Origin of the sequence: Ensifer sp. 2TAB8, from assembly GCF_052115125.1 — a bacterium.
GTDB lineage: Bacteria > Pseudomonadota > Alphaproteobacteria > Rhizobiales > Rhizobiaceae > Ensifer.
The window spans coordinates 627,216-641,312 of sequence record NZ_JBFRGB010000001.1 but is presented as its reverse complement, the minus strand read 5'-3'; the positions used below and the strand labels follow the sequence as shown (position 1 = coordinate 641,312).

13 protein-coding genes and 1 tRNA gene are annotated in these 14,097 nt (G+C 61.8%); 10 read left to right on the top strand and 4 right to left on the bottom strand.

All coding sequences use genetic code 11. The features are described 5' to 3' along the window. The first annotated feature begins 67 nt into the window (after positions 1–67). Both AB4Z53_RS03150 and AB4Z53_RS03145 read left to right on the top strand, forming a co-directional pair. On the top strand, positions 68–514 hold the full coding sequence (locus AB4Z53_RS03150) for a hypothetical protein (protein ID WP_441594607.1): 447 nt from the start codon (positions 68–70) through the stop codon (positions 512–514). Further along, positions 511–1,146, top strand: a complete 636-nt coding sequence (locus AB4Z53_RS03145) for a hypothetical protein (RefSeq protein ID WP_441594605.1) — start codon at positions 511–513, stop codon at positions 1,144–1,146. The genes AB4Z53_RS03150 and AB4Z53_RS03145 overlap by 4 nt, the downstream gene beginning before the upstream one ends. Positions 1,147–1,288: 142 nt before the next feature. Here the strand turns inward: AB4Z53_RS03145 and AB4Z53_RS03140 are convergent. Both AB4Z53_RS03140 and AB4Z53_RS03135 read right to left on the bottom strand, forming a co-directional pair. After that, a tRNA-Thr gene (locus AB4Z53_RS03140) sits at positions 1,289–1,364 on the bottom strand. Between the two features lie 76 nt (positions 1,365–1,440). Continuing rightward, a complete protein-coding gene (locus tag AB4Z53_RS03135) occupies positions 1,441–2,451 on the bottom strand; it encodes an NAD(P)H-dependent flavin oxidoreductase (protein WP_113536542.1) in 1,011 nt (336 codons plus the stop codon). 336 nt (positions 2,452–2,787) lie between these two features. Between AB4Z53_RS03135 and AB4Z53_RS03130 the strand changes: the two genes are divergently transcribed. Continuing rightward, positions 2,788–3,999, top strand: a complete 1,212-nt coding sequence (locus AB4Z53_RS03130; RefSeq protein WP_441594603.1) for a biotin transporter BioY — start codon at positions 2,788–2,790, stop codon at positions 3,997–3,999. 105 nt (positions 4,000–4,104) lie between these two features. On the opposite strand, the gene ppk2 is transcribed toward AB4Z53_RS03130, so the two are convergent. Then, positions 4,105–5,001, bottom strand: a complete 897-nt coding sequence (ppk2, locus tag AB4Z53_RS03125; protein ID WP_113536764.1) for a polyphosphate kinase 2 — start codon at positions 4,999–5,001, stop codon at positions 4,105–4,107. Between the two features lie 232 nt (positions 5,002–5,233). Between ppk2 and phoR the strand changes: the two genes are divergently transcribed. The 7 genes from phoR to phoB all read left to right on the top strand — a co-directional run bounded on the left by phoR (position 5,234) and on the right by phoB (position 13,156). Next, entirely contained in the window at positions 5,234–6,502 is a 1,269-nt protein-coding gene (phoR, locus tag AB4Z53_RS03120; protein WP_441594601.1) for a phosphate regulon sensor histidine kinase PhoR, read from the top strand. Positions 6,503–6,697: 195 nt separating this feature from the next. Beyond that, positions 6,698–7,732 carry a substrate-binding domain-containing protein gene (locus AB4Z53_RS03115; RefSeq protein ID WP_441594599.1) on the top strand — a complete coding sequence of 345 codons (1,035 nt, stop codon included), beginning with the start codon at positions 6,698–6,700 and terminating at the stop codon, positions 7,730–7,732. A 93-nt stretch (positions 7,733–7,825) separates the two neighbouring features. After that, complete coding sequence (gene pstC / locus AB4Z53_RS03110) at positions 7,826–9,310, top strand: phosphate ABC transporter permease subunit PstC (protein WP_113536539.1); 1,485 nt, start codon at positions 7,826–7,828, stop codon at positions 9,308–9,310. Continuing rightward, positions 9,307–10,629: a phosphate ABC transporter permease PstA gene (pstA, locus tag AB4Z53_RS03105; protein ID WP_113536538.1), complete on the top strand. Its 1,323-nt coding sequence runs from the start codon at positions 9,307–9,309 to the stop codon at positions 10,627–10,629. Before pstC ends, pstA begins: the two co-directional genes overlap by 4 nt. Before the next feature lie 13 nt (positions 10,630–10,642). Beyond that, positions 10,643–11,458, top strand: a complete 816-nt coding sequence (gene pstB, locus AB4Z53_RS03100; protein ID WP_113536537.1) for a phosphate ABC transporter ATP-binding protein PstB — start codon at positions 10,643–10,645, stop codon at positions 11,456–11,458. A gap of 50 nt (positions 11,459–11,508) precedes the next feature. Then, positions 11,509–12,222 carry a phosphate signaling complex protein PhoU gene (gene phoU, locus AB4Z53_RS03095; RefSeq protein WP_441595220.1) on the top strand — a complete coding sequence of 238 codons (714 nt, stop codon included), beginning with the start codon at positions 11,509–11,511 and terminating at the stop codon, positions 12,220–12,222. Between the two features lie 250 nt (positions 12,223–12,472). Then, positions 12,473–13,156, top strand: coding sequence for a phosphate regulon transcriptional regulator PhoB (gene phoB / locus AB4Z53_RS03090; RefSeq protein WP_057248102.1), 684 nt, complete (start codon positions 12,473–12,475; stop codon positions 13,154–13,156). 69 nt (positions 13,157–13,225) lie between these two features. Here phoB and AB4Z53_RS03085 read toward each other — a convergent pair whose 3' ends face one another. After that, on the bottom strand, positions 13,226–13,747 hold the full coding sequence (locus AB4Z53_RS03085) for a GcrA family cell cycle regulator (RefSeq protein WP_113536536.1): 522 nt from the start codon (positions 13,745–13,747) through the stop codon (positions 13,226–13,228). Positions 13,748–14,097: the final 350 nt, after the last annotated feature.

Here is a 14,097-nt window from a genome sequence, read left to right as displayed (position 1 = left end):
ACGTTTGACAATACCAGAAAACGAATTAAGTTAACCTTAACGAAAAACGTTACTAAGGAGAAGGCCTATGATGAGCAAAACCCAGTTGCCGGTCGCAGGAGAGCCCGCGGTACTAGCCAGCGTCGCTTCGTTGGCGCGGATACATCTCGAAGCGCTCAACCTGCGCACAGATTCAGCGCGGGATCCCATTCAAGATGCCATCGAGGCCTATCGCGATGGCCTGGCGGCTTACAACTCAGCCCCCGGTGAAGACGACGAGACGATAGACCGGACCTATGGTCCTCCCCTCGATGTTCTCACTGATTGGGAACAGCCGGCGCAGACGCGAGAAGGGGCCATGGCCGCGCTCCGCCTGGCCCTCGAAGAAGAGAGGCAGTTCAAGGGCCTTCCCCTGTCACTTTCGATGCTCAAGGCCGCGCTCGCCTATTTCGAGAGCGAAGGTGCCGCGGCCGCCGACAATGGAGAGCAAAAGAACGAGCCGCTGGCTGGTACTGCCGAAGGGAGGGATGCGTGATGGAGGAGAAATCTGTAGTAAGAGGCTGCATTGTTTCGGCGAAATCGTCGCCGGGCTTGCGCGAACTGTTCGAGCGTCACGAGGAGGCTTACCGGATTGACGATAGGGCCTGGAACGCGGTCGGCGACGCCGACGAATCCCCAATAATGCTGGCGCGCCCAGCGGCGCGGGTTGAGGTCGGCCGTTTAATCGTCGGTAGAGACAGTAATGGTGACAAGGTGACCGAGCCCATTTACGCAGGCTCTGAAGGAGAGATCCGCGAGTATTTTGAACGGCATATGACCCCTTTATTGTCGGGTTCGCCGAAATGGGCGAGCGCCGATGAGCGCATCCGGCATAGCTACCAGGTGAGATTGCAGGCTAAATTAGAAGAATTCCACAGCGTGATTGAGGAGCGTCAGGCTGCCGAGGCAGCTTGCGGCTATACAGATGCCTTGGATGCGGCCCGGGGGACCAGCCAAGCAGTGAGGCATATTGAAGAGGCCATACTGGGCTTTGTGCCTCAGACACTGAGCGATGCGGCCCATAAGGCTCGCTGGATCGTAAATGCCTACAACGGCGGGCGATCCTACTTGGGTGACGATGACAGGTCTCTGGAGCGGGCGCTGGACTCCATCGGCGCCGCCGCTTGATTCGCCTCTGCCGCTGATTCTCACGTTGAGCCCGCTGATCAAATCGAGCGGGCTTTTTCGTTTCTGTTACCCAGAGTGTTACCCCGACGCCGGGTTGCGTCGGAAAATCGGGTTGATCTGTCGGCTAAGTCTTTGAGAAGAATGGTGCCGCTTACGTGACTCGAACACGTGACCCCATCATTACGAATGATGTGCTCTACCGACTGAGCTAAAGCGGCCCGGAGGCAGTTCCGCGGACGTCAGCGGAACAAATGTGAGGCGCTGATAAACGCAAAGCGCCAAGATTTCAAGCCATCAGTTTCGAGAACTTGAAAATTCCTTGTTGGTTGCCGCGATGGGCATGGCGTTCAGGCCGAGGCGGGTGCGGGCCGCGTCGTATTCGCGCTCGAGCCGGTCGACCAGACGGGCGACGGAGGTCACTTCCTTGACTGCGCCGATGCCCTGGCCGCAGCCCCAGATATCCTTCCAGGCTTTGGCGCCTTCGGTTGCCGCGCCGAAGTCCATCTTTGACGGGTCGGCCTCGGGCAGATTGTCCGGATCCATGCCGGCCGCAGCGATCGAGGGCTTCAGGTAGTTGCCGTGAATGCCGGTGAAATAGTTGGAGTAGACGATGTCGCCGGCATTGCTGTCGACGATCATCTGCTTGTAGGCGTCACTGGCGCGCGCCTCCTCGGTCGCGATGAACGGCGAGCCGATATAGGCCATGTCGGCGCCCATAGCCTGGGCGGCCAAAATGGCGCCGCCGGTGGCGATCGCGCCGGAAAGCAGCAGCGGCCCGTCGAACCAGGAACGGATTTCCTGGATGAGGGCGAAGGGGGAGAGCGTGCCGGCATGGCCGCCGGCGCCGGCGGCAACCGCGATCAGGCCATCGGCGCCCTTGCGGATCGCCGAATTGGCGTGGCGGTTGTTGATGACGTCATGCAGCACGATACCGCCATAGGAATGGATCGCGGCATTGACCTCGGGCACGGCGCCGAGCGAGGAAATGACGACCGGGACCTTGTATTTGATGCAGAGCATCAGGTCCTGCTCGAGGCGCGCGTTCGACTTGTGCACGATCTGGTTCACGGCGAAGGGTGCTGCGCGCCGGCCCGGGTTCCGGGCATCGTGATCGGCGAGCGTCTCGGTGATCTCGGCGAGCCATTCGTCGAGTTGCGATTGCGGGCGTGCGTTCAGCGCCGGAAAGGCCCCGATCACGCCGGCCTTGCATTGGGCGATCGTCAATTGCGGATTGGAGATGATGAACAAAGGCGCGCCGACGACTGGCAGTCTCGTCGTTCCGGAAAGAATTGGCGGAAGCGGCATCGTTTTCTCCATCCCTCGTGGCGCATCAAATTTTGACGTTTGCGTAAACGTCAAAATAGATAGCAGCAAGTTCATTGCTTGCAAAGAGGTGGTTTTCGCGCCGGCGACGCGGGCTTATCCTGCACGATGCCCGCGAAGTTGTCGCGTTTTCCCCGGGCTTGGCCGGTCGACTGGACCGCCGGACTTGCAGATTCCGAAAGCAGCAGTTACGCAATTGTTAACAAAACCAACGGCGTGCCTCCAGATTTAACCGTTAGGCCCCTGGAGACAGATCGAGGAAGTAGCGGCTAGAGCGCGCCGGCAGGCCCAAAGCCCTGCCTACACAGAGGACTTGATGTGAGCGGACTTGAGACTGCGATCAGAAATGCACTTGAGCGCTCCGACCGCGCCAGCGCGGAAACACGGGCGCGCATCTACCAGTCGGCCCGCCAGGCACTGGAAGCCGGGCTGCAGAAGCAGGGAATTGAGGACGTCAACGTCATCGCCCAGCAGCGCCACCGGCTGGAGGGGGTAATCCATGCCATCGAAACCGAGGAGCGAGCGGCCCTGAGGGCGCGACAGCCCGCGCCTCCCGTCACCCCTCCTGTCGCTAGTGTCGACGCCGCCGTCCGCGCTCGTGAACCGGAGCAGGGGCGTGTCGAGCCGCAATCTCAACCGCAGTCCAGGCCTCAGGTCCAACCGCAGTCGCCGGCGGCAGACCGCCGCGAGCCGGGTTTCGCCGCCGATGCGTCCCGTTCCGCAGGCAATGATGGCGGGCTCGGTGGCCTTCGCGCCGATCGTGACGGCCCGGTTGTCTCGACCCGTGCGGCCGCGGATACGGCGGCACGGGGCGCAGAGGCAGCTGCCGCCGCGCCCGAGGTTCGCGGGGATACGGATCGCAAGCGCCGCCGCAAGCGCAGCCGTTTCCTGTCTTTCACCATGGTCGTCGTCACCCTGGTCGCCGCGGCCGGTGCCGCTGCCTGGTGGGTGCAGACCAATGATCTCCTGAAATCCGCGGCCGAACGCGACACCAATGTCGCCAACCCGCCGGCATCGGTGGCTTCTGAAGATTTCGACGGTGCCGCCGGACTGCAAACGCTCGGCGCCCAGCAGGGCTTCACCGGTGACTGGGTGGAGGTTTTCGCGCCCGCAAACACGTCTGCCATCGCAGCCGGCGCGCGCGCCAAGGCTGAGCCGGTGGACGACGACGGTGGCAAGCGCATCCAGCTGACGTCTTCGGTCGCCGAAACGGAAGGCGACATCACCATCGAGATCCCGGCGACGGTCCTGGCGCAGCTTTCCGGAAAAACCTCGACCATGGCGCTGACGGTGCAGGCGCAGCCCGGCAAGACGACCGAGTTTGCTGTCGAGTGCAATTTCTCTTCGCTCGGCGAATGCGGCCGTCATCGCTTCACCGTCCACGACGAGCGGCTCGACATGCTGTTCAAGATCACCTTCGATCGCAGTCTCGCGCCGAACTCCGCCGGCCGGATCGTGATCAACAGCGATATCAGCGGCGAGGGCAAGAGCCTCAACCTCTACGCCATCCGCGTCCTTCCGGGCCAATAAGGCCCCGCTCGACCGCCTCGGCGTTCCTAAACATCCGAGCGCCAGCCGGGCGGCCATAGCGGCGGCTCGTCGGGGCCGTCGCTCTCCGCCGCTATCGCCTTGGCGTTATTTCAGGAAACCAGGGCCGGACCCGATGATCTTGTCGTCAATCTCACCGATCGCGCCCTTGTCCTTGCCGTCATAATCGAGCGTGGAGAGGATGTGGCGGATGAGATTGAGGCGCGCGCGCCGTTTGTCGTTGCCGCGCACGACGGTCCAGGGCGCATGGTCCGTGTGCGTTGCCTTCAGCATCTCGTCGCGCTTGGCCGTGTAGTCGTCCCATTTGTTGAGGGCGGCGATGTCCATCGGCGAGAGCTTCCAGATCTTCAGCGGATCGTGGCAGCGATCGTGGAAGCGCTTGAGCTGCATCTCTCGGCCGATATTGATCCAGAATTTGAAGAACTGAATGCCCTCGTGCACGATCATCTTCTCGAAGCGCGGCGCCTGCTTCAGGAACTGCTTGTGCTCCTCGGGCGTGCAGAAGCCCATGATTGGCTCGACGCCGGCGCGATTGTACCAGGAGCGGTCGTAAAGCACGAATTCCCCAGCCGTCGGCATGGTCGCGACATAACGCTGAAAATACCATTGCCCGCGCTCGGTCTCTGTCGGCTTCGTCAGTGCCACGATGCGCGCCCAGCGGGGGTTCAGGTTGCCCATGGTCGCTTGGATCGCACCGCCTTTGCCGGCTGCGTCGCGGCCCTCGAATAGCGCGATGATGCGTTTTCCGGTCTTCTGCTGCCAGAGCTGAACCTTGACGAGCTCGATTTGAAGCTTCTCCAGTGTCTCGAGATATTCGTCGTCGTCGAGCTTCTTCTTGTAGGGAAAGTCATCGGACGAAAACGCTTCGTCGTCGATCCACTTCGGCAACTCGGGATTGTCGATGTCGAAAATGCGGCTCTTGCCGCCGATGTGCAGTTCCACTGCGCGGCTTTCAGGCTTTTCCGTCCTCTCCGCTAACGCCATGTACTCGCCCTTTCGGCTTGGCGCACGGGCCCGAAAACCGGCTTCGATCATCGGCAGGATCATGCGCGTTTTCAAACTTCTGCAGGCCCAGGCAGCGTTGAAAAGACGCGGTGCTCAGGGCTCGATTTCCTTGGAGGAGGCCACAATTGCGTTGCGGATTCAAGCCGGTCGTGAAAATCATGTCATGAAGGATCGCTATTCCTCGATCATTTTGGTTCGGGAGGAAGACAAAGTGATTCACGAGGATGTCGAGGTGGACGGTTCGAAAGCGTTCTGGCGGGACCTGGTGCCGCGGCTGAAAGCAGAGCGCTGGCTTCTGGGCCTCACCGTGCTTTTGGCGATCCTGGCGACCTTTGCCGGTATCCACTTCCTCATCGTGCTTCCCTTCTGGATCGTTCTGGTCGCTGCGCTGCTCAACCGCAGCGCGCCGGCCTCCGTGATCTTGAGCCCGGCGAAGTCCGTGGCCGTCGACGGCCCGACCAGCGATCCGCTCATGCCGGCGCTGAATGCGCTCGATATGCCGGTGCTGGTGGTCGCCGCCGACGAGACGGTGGTTTTCCAGAACATCGCCGCGGAGAAGGCCTTCGGCACCATTCCGCCGAACACATACCTGGCCGCCCGGGTGCGCTCACCGGGTGTTCTCGACATGGTCCGCGAGACGATGGCGACCGGCAAGGCCAACCAGATCGAGCACACCGAGCGCCTGCCGTCCGATGCCGTCTACGTCGTGCGCGTCGCACCCGCCGAGATCGGCGGGGAGGGACGGACGCGCCGCATTTTCCTCATCACCTTTCGCGACATCTCGCAGGCGCGCCGCATCGACCGCATGCGTTCCGACTTCGTCGCCAATGCCAGCCACGAATTGCGCACGCCGCTGGCATCGCTGCGCGGCTTCATCGAGACCCTCCAGGGTCCCGCGCGCAACGACCTGAAGGCGCAGGAGAAATTCTTCGGCATCATGCACGAGCAGGCGACCCGCATGAGCCGCCTCGTCGATGACCTCCTGTCGCTCTCGCGGCTGGAATTGCGCTCGCACATCGCGCCTGAAGATCCGGTGGATCTCGCACCCTTGCTTGGCCATGTGCGCGACAGCCTTCTGCCGCTGGCGAAGGACCTCGACGTCACCGTATCGCTGGTGGTGCCAGACAAGCCCGTCATCGTGCAGGGCGATCGCGATGAGCTCACCGAGGTATTCGAGAACCTGATCGAGAACGCCTGCAAGTACGGCCAGGAGGGCAAGAAGGTCGACGTCATCTTGCGCGGCGGTGAAGAGGGTTCCCAGACCGAAGTGATCGTGAAGGACTACGGGCCGGGCATCCCGGCCGAGCACGTGCCGCGCATTACCGAGCGGTTTTATCGGGTCAACGTCGAGGCCAGCCGTTCGAAGAAGGGCACCGGATTGGGCCTTGCCATCGTCAAACACATCCTCACCCGGCACCGTGCCCGGCTGCTGATCCATTCAGAGATCGGCAAAGGTACGACCTTTACGGTCCGGTTCTGACATATTGGCGCGAGAAAAGCCGGGATCGTTCATTTTTCCTTGGTATTTTCAATGACATGAGCTGTCATAAATGTTTCGTCAAACTGACATAAAAGATGTGGCTATCGGCAGCTAACTAGGGGCAGCCGATAAGACGGCGAAGAGCGCTGCAACGCTTGGCGCACACCAACACAAGCCCATTCTGGGAGAACTTTTATGAAAGCTCTTAAATTCACTGTCGCGGCGCTGGTCGCGTCTGTCGCTTTTGCCGGCGCAGCCGCCGCTCGCGATCAGGTCCAGGTCGCTGGCTCCTCGACCGTTCTTCCCTACGCAAAGATCGTCGCCGAGACGTTCGGCGAGACCTTCCCCGACTTCAAGACCCCGGTCGTTGAATCTGGCGGTTCCTCTGCCGGCCTGAAGGAATTCTGCAAGGGCGTCGGCCCGGATACCATCGACATCGCCAACTCCTCGCGCAAGATCAAGGACAGCGAAGTCGAGGCCTGCAAGGCCGCTGGCGTCACCGAGATCCAGGAAGTCAAGATCGGCTATGACGGCATCGTCTTTGCGACCGACGCCGCCAATGCCGACCTCGCCCTGAAGCCTATCGATCTCTACAAGGCCCTGGCTTCCGAAGTCGTCGTCGACGGCAAGATCGTTGCCAACCCCTACAAGAAGTGGTCGGAAGTCAACTCCGCGCTTCCGGACGTAGAAATCGCGGCCTTCATTCCGGGCGAAAAGCACGGCACCCGCGAAGTCTTCGAAGAGAAGATCCTGGCTGCAGGCTGCAAGGAAGCTGGCGCCGTTGACGTCATCAAGGCTGCCGTTGCCGATGAAAAGCAGCAGCACAGCAAGTGCGTCGCAGTTCGCAAGGACGGTCTGGCTGTCGACATCGACGGCGACTACACCGAAACGCTCGCCCGTATCGCTGCCAACAAGAACGGCATCGGCGTCTTCGGCCTGTCCTTCTATGAAAACAACGCCGACAAGCTGAAGGTTGCAACCGTCAACGGCATCGTGCCGTCGACCGAAACGATCGCTTCCGGTGAATATCCGGTTTCCCGCCCGCTGTTCTTCTACGTCAAGAAGGCACATCTCGGCGTTATCCCGGGCCTCAAGGAATATGTTGAGTTCTTCATCAACGACCAGATGATCGGCCCGGACAGCCCGCTCGCCGAATACGGCCTGGTTGCTGCTCCGGACGCTGAGCGCGAAGAAATCCGCAAGGCTTTCGAAGCCGGCAACATGCTCTGATAATGACAAGCCCCGGCGCGGTTTTTCGCGCCGGGGCATGCCTCCATTCGATTTGCCGGCGGCCATGACGGGCGATGCCGGGGAGACGTGCCGATGAGTACTTCGCTCCTTCTTTTGTTAATTGTTGTTATTGGTTTCATTGCTTATTTTGCCGGTCGTGCGCGTTCGCTTGCGCTCTCCGGTGGCAAGCTCTCCAACCTTCATTCCTTGCCGGGCTATCACGGCAGCTACGTCGCCATCTGGGCGATGCTGCCGGCGGCGCTCGTCCTCGGCGCGTGGCTGATTGCTGCTCCCGTCTATATCGACGGAAGCACGCGGGCGGCCCTGCCGGATACCGTCCAGAGCCAGGGCGCAGCGGCCGTCCAGCTCGCGCTTGGTCAGGTCAAATCCGTCGCCGGCGGCTTGCTGCGCTTGAGCGGCGAGGAACTTGCGGCGCTCCACGGCGGTACCGCCAATCTTCGCTCGACGCTCGCATCCAAGGGTGTCGCCCTTGCCGGCGAAGGCGAGCCCTACATGGTCACCGTCGCCCAGCACTTCAATGCGCTGACCGCGGCCAACCGCTGGCTGATGACCGCGGTCGTTCTGTTGATCGCGATTGCCGGCGGCATCTATGCCATTCGCAACGTCGCTACCCGCTTCCGGGCGCGCAACCAGGTTGAGCGGGTCATTCTCGGCTCGCTGATCGTTGCCTCGTCCATTGCCATCCTGACGACGGTCGGTATCGTCGCGTCGATGCTGTCGGAAGCCGGCCGTTTCTTCACCATGGTCTCGCCGTTCGAGTTCTTCTTCGGCACGGTCTGGGATCCGCGCTTCGCTGCTGCCGGCAGTGGAGGGGCCTCCGGTCAGTTCGGCCTGATCCCGCTCCTCGCCGGTACGCTCTATATCGCCTTCGTCGCCATGCTCTTCGCGGTGCCGATCGGCCTTTTCGCAGCCATCTACATGGCGGAATATGCAAGCCCGCGCCTGCGCTCCACCGCAAAGCCGCTGCTCGAAGTGCTGGCCGGCATTCCGACCATCGTCTACGGTTTCTTCGCGCTGGTAACTGTGGGCCCGTTCCTGCGTGACATCTCGGCGCAGCTGAACGGTCTTGCCACCGGCAACTACCAGAACTTCATCCAGGCGCAGAGCGTTGTCACCGCCGGCATCGTCATGGGCATCATGCTGATCCCCTTCGTGTCGTCGCTCTCCGACGACATCATCACCCAGGTGCCGCGTGCACTGCGTGACGGCTCGCTCGGTCTCGGCGCCACCCGCTCGGAAACGGTCAAGAAGGTTATCCTTCCAGCAGCCCTCCCGGGCATCGTCGGCGCGCTGCTTCTGACCGCCTCGCGCGCCGTCGGCGAAACCATGATCGTGGTGCTGGCGGCCGGTGTGGCGGCCCGCATGCAGATCAATCCGTTTGAACCGATGACGACGGTGACCGTGAAGATCGTCAACCAGCTCACAGGCGACCTCGAGTTCACCTCGCCGCAGACGCTGGTGGCCTTCGCGCTGGGCATCACGCTCTTCGTCATCACGCTCGGCCTCAACATTTATGCGCTCTACATCGTGCGCAAATACCGGGAACAGTACGAATGACCGACATCGCTTCCCCGACCGTCCGGATCTCCGCCCGTCCCGCATCCGCCAAGCGCGATATCGGCATCAAGCGTCGCTATGCCGCCGAACGCCGGTTCCGTGCCTACGGCATCGCCGCAATCAGCACCGGCCTCTTTTTCCTGGCGCTGCTGCTGTGGACCGTCATTTCCAACGGCTACACCGCATTCCAGCAGACGACGATCACGCTGCCGATCGAGTTCACGGAAAAGGTCATCGACCCCAACGGCGAACGCACGACCGACAGCAAGGTTCTGATGACTGCCAACTATCCGCTGCTGGTGCGCGACGCGCTCGTCAAGCAGCTCGGCATCGACGCGACCAAGCGTCCGCTCGTCAAGCAGGCGACCGACATGGTCTCTGCGAGCTCCCGTACGCTGCTGCGCGATATGGTCGTGGCTGATCCATCCATCATCGGCAAGACCGTTCCGGTCACGCTCCTGGCTGAAGCCAATATCGACTCCGCCAACAAGGGTCAGATCGACCTCAAGGTCGACGAGAGCAAGCGCAAGGTCAAGGACCAGCAGGTCACCTGGATGAACGAGCTTGCAAGCGCCGGCATCCTGAAGAAGAGCTTCAACACCGGCATCTTCACCTTCGGTGCCTCCAGCCGTCCTGAAGCGGCAGGCGTCGGCGTTGCTGCCCTCGGCTCGTTCTACATGATGCTGATCGTGCTCGTGCTGTCGCTGCCGATCGGCGTCGCCGCCTCGATCTATCTCGAAGAGTTCGCGCCGAAGAACCGGCTTACCGACCTGATCGAGGTTAACATCAACAACCTCGCGGCAGTTCCGTCGATCGTCTACGGTCTGCTGGGCCTCGCCGTCTTCATCAACTTTGCCGGCATGCCGCGCTCGGCAGCTGTCGTCGGCGGTTTCGTGCTGACGCTGATGACCCTGCCGACGATCATCATCGCCACCCGCGCGGCCTTGAAGGCGGTTCCCCCGTCGATCCGCTCGGCGGCACTCGGCCTCGGTGCCTCGAAGATGCAGACCATCTTCCACCACGTGCTGCCGCTGGCAATGCCGGGCATTCTGACCGGCACCATCATCGGTCTCGCCCATGCGCTTGGCGAAACCGCGCCGCTGCTCCTGATCGGCATGGTCGCCTTCGTGGTCGATTTCCCCGGTTCGCCGATGGAACCGTCGACCGCGCTGCCGGTGCAGATCTACATGTGGGCCAACGAGGCGGAACGCGCCTTCGTCGAGCGCACCTCTGGCGCGATCATCATCCTTCTCATCTTCCTCGTCGTCATGAACCTTGGCGCCATTCTGTTGCGACGTCGCTTTGAGCGCCGTTGGTAGTGAGGTAATTACTATGAACATCATGTCAGAAGCAGCCGTCGAGAAGGCCTTGGATCAGAAAATGAACACTGTGCCCTACAAGATGATCGGCAAGGATGTGTCGGTCTATTACGGCGAGAAGCGCGCGCTTTTCGACGTCAACCTCAACATCCGGGAAAACACGGTGACGGCGCTGATCGGCCCGTCCGGTTGCGGCAAGTCGACCTTCCTGCGCACGCTGAACCGCATGAACGACACCATCGAGAACTGCCGCGTCACCGGCAGGATCACGCTCGATGAGGACGACATCTACGATCCGACCATCGACGTCGTTGAACTGCGCGCTCGCGTCGGCATGGTCTTCCAAAAGCCGAACCCGTTCCCGAAGTCGATCTACGACAACGTGGCCTACGGTCCGCGTATCCATGGACTTGCCCGCACCAAGGCGGATTTCGACGAGATCGTCGAGACTAGCCTGCAGAAGGCCGGTCTGTGGAACGAGGTCAAGGACCGCCTGCAGGAGCCCGGCACCGGGCTTTCCGGTGGTCAGCAGCAGCGCCTCTGCATCGCCCGTGCCGTCGCCGTCAGCCCCGAAGTCATCCTGATGGACGAGCCCTGCTCGGCGCTTGACCCGATCGCGACCGCCAAGGTCGAAGAACTCATTCACGAACTGCGCACGAACTTCACGATCGTCATCGTGACCCACTCGATGCAGCAGGCCGCCCGCGTTTCGCAGCGCACCGCCATGTTCCACCTCGGCAATCTCGTCGAGGAGAACGACACCGACAAGATGTTCACCAATCCGGATGACCAGCGCACCCAGGATTACATCATGGGCCGCTTCGGCTGAGGCCGCATAAGGCTGCAACAGTAACTGGAAAGCGCCTGTAAGGATCGACGATCATGTCCATGCATATCATGTCCGCCTATGACGAAGAACTGAAGTACCTGACGCGCCGCATCTCGGAGATGGGCGGTCTCGCAGAGCAGATGGTCGCCGAATCCGTTCGCGCCCTGGTCAATTCCGACCTGGCTCTCGCGCAGAAGGTGATCTCGGACGACACCGTCCTCGACGATGCCGAGCGCCAGATCGGCGAGAAGGCGATCGTCACGATCGCCAAGCGCCAGCCGGTCGCCGCCGACCTTCGCGAGATCATGGGGTCGATCCGCATCGCCTCCGATCTGGAGCGTGTCGGCGACCTCGGCAAGAACACCGCCAAGCGCGTGATCGCGGTTGCCGGTTCCGGCATCCCGCGCAAGCTCGCCCGCGGTCTCGAGCACCTCGCCGAGCTCGCGCTGGTGCAGCTCAAGGAAGTGCTCGACGTGTATGCCTCGCGCTCGCCGGAAAAGGCCAACAGCATCCGTGAGCGCGACGAGGAGATCGATGCGATCTACACCTCGCTGTTCCGCGAATTGCTGACCTACATGATGGAAGATCCGCGCAACATCACGCCCTGCACACATCTTCTGTTCTGCGCCAAGAACATCGAGCGTATCGGTGACCACGCGACCAACATCGCCGAGACGATCTACTACATGGCTACGGGTGCCCAGYCGGAAGGCGAGCGTCCGAAGGATGACAACACGTCGACGTTGGGCTCGGTCAACGACTAGGTTAGAGCGGGACGAGGGGAGTTACATATACTCTTCCCCATCCCTTCTAGCGCCGAACGCGCGTTCGCAATGCATGCCCCATGAATATCATCCGGTCGCGGCTTCGGTCGCGGCCCCGAATTCCTGTATCTGAAGCACGCGGCTTTCGCACCGCCTTTGAAAACGGCGGTTGTGCTCCAGATTTAGAGTGTCTGAGCGCCGGTCGGTCCACTGGACCCGCACGGCGCTCACGGTAAGGAGTGGTTACCTGATGTTGCCAAAAATCGCCGTGGTCGAGGACGAAGAGGCGCTGAGCGTCCTGCTGCGTTACAATCTGGAAGCGGAAGGCTTCGACGTCGATACGATCCTCAGGGGTGACGAGGCAGAGATCCGGCTTCAGGAACGTCTGCCCGATCTCCTCATCCTCGACTGGATGCTGCCTGGCGTCTCCGGCATCGAGCTGTGCCGTCGGCTGCGCCAACGCCCGGAAACGGAGCGACTGCCGATCATCATGCTGACGGCGCGCGGCGAAGAGAGCGAGCGCGTTCGTGGTCTAGCGACCGGGGCAGACGACTATGTGGTCAAGCCGTTCTCGACGCCGGAGCTGATGGCTCGCGTCAAGGCGATGCTGCGCCGGGCGAAGCCTGAAGTGCTCTCGACGTTGCTGCGCTGCGGCGATATCGAGCTCGACCGGGAAACCCATCGCGTTCATCGCCGTAGCCGCGAAGTTCGCCTGGGGCCGACGGAGTTCCGCCTGCTGGAGTTCCTGATGTCCTCTCCGGGCCGCGTCTTCTCGCGCTCGCAGCTCCTGGACGGCGTCTGGGGCCATGACATCTATGTCGATGAGCGTACCGTCGACGTCCATGTCGGCCGCCTGCGCAAGGCGTTGAACTTCTCGACCATGCCCGACGTCATTCGCACGGTCCGCGGCGCCGGATACTCGCTCGAAAGCTGAGAATGGCAAATTGAAGCCAATAAAAAAGGGGCCGATCGGCCCCTTTTCCTTTTGTTCCCGTGCGGCGCCTTAGCGCATCCGTCGACGCTCGGCCGAGGGCTGGTAAGCAAGCCGTGCATGGAAGCTGCAATAGGGCGAGGACTCCGGCGAGTCATTGCCGCAGAAGTGAAACTCTTCCTTCAGCGGGTCGCCGATCGGCCACTTGCAGGTGCGCTCGGTGAGCTGGGTCAGCTCGAGGCGGCGCGACATCGGCACGACCACGTCGGTGCTGATGCTGAAATCCTGCTCGGCCACGAGATCGACTTCGATCTCTTCCTTGAGAACCGTGGCGCCGGACGGACGGGCAACGGTGCGGGTCGCAACGCGCGCGGCGTAGTTCGGTGCGCGCGGGGCCGAGGTCGGCCGCTTCGGACGGGCCGCAGCGGTGGTGCTGCCGCCAGCCTTGGCGCGTCCCGGGAGGCTCAGGCGATGAACCTTGCCGATGACAGCGTTACGGCTGACACCGCCGAGCTGTGCCGCGATCTGGCTAGCGCTCAGGCCCTCGGACCAAAGCTTCTTCAGTTTCTCCACCCGCTCGTCAGTCCAGTTCATCTCTGCACTCTCCGTTCTCAGCGTTGGGGATGGCAGAATCCCTCACCGCACCCCGGCTGAACCCCGAGGTTGCAAACGCGATAACTCTTTTGGTGACTAGGTCCGCCGCATGCGTCTAGTAATTGAATGTTAACGTACTGACCGTCGGACTCCGTGGCAAGAGTCCGGGGAATCGAGCCGAATCGAATTCGTAGTTTTCCCCAACTTGCTCGATCAGCGTTGCATTTTTGCAAGCCCTTCCGACTGATTTTTTCGCCGCAGGGAAACGGGCCTTGTCATCGCGCTGCAAGGCTTGGTTTTGTTGACATTGCAGTGCGAAATGGGAATAGTGCCTGCGCCGCCGCAAGGCG

Bases quoted from the DNA above. Each gene is read 5' to 3' on its own strand.
- AB4Z53_RS03150 (WP_441594607.1), top strand. From the start codon at position 68: ATGATGAGCAAAACCCAGTTGCCGGTCGCAGGAGAGCCCGCGGTACTA.
- AB4Z53_RS03135 (WP_113536542.1), bottom strand. From the start codon at position 2,451: ATGCCGCTTCCGCCAATTCTTTCCGGAACGACGAGACTGCCAGTCGTC.
- ppk2 (WP_113536764.1), bottom strand. From the start codon at position 5,001: ATGGCGTTAGCGGAGAGGACGGAAAAGCCTGAAAGCCGCGCAGTGGAA.
- AB4Z53_RS03115 (WP_441594599.1), top strand. From the start codon at position 6,698: ATGAAAGCTCTTAAATTCACTGTCGCGGCGCTGGTCGCGTCTGTCGCT.
- pstC (WP_113536539.1), top strand. From the start codon at position 7,826: ATGAGTACTTCGCTCCTTCTTTTGTTAATTGTTGTTATTGGTTTCATT.
- pstA (WP_113536538.1), top strand. From the start codon at position 9,307: ATGACCGACATCGCTTCCCCGACCGTCCGGATCTCCGCCCGTCCCGCA.
- pstB (WP_113536537.1), top strand. From the start codon at position 10,643: ATGAACATCATGTCAGAAGCAGCCGTCGAGAAGGCCTTGGATCAGAAA.
- phoB (WP_057248102.1), top strand. From the start codon at position 12,473: ATGTTGCCAAAAATCGCCGTGGTCGAGGACGAAGAGGCGCTGAGCGTC.
- AB4Z53_RS03085 (WP_113536536.1), bottom strand. From the start codon at position 13,747: ATGAACTGGACTGACGAGCGGGTGGAGAAACTGAAGAAGCTTTGGTCC.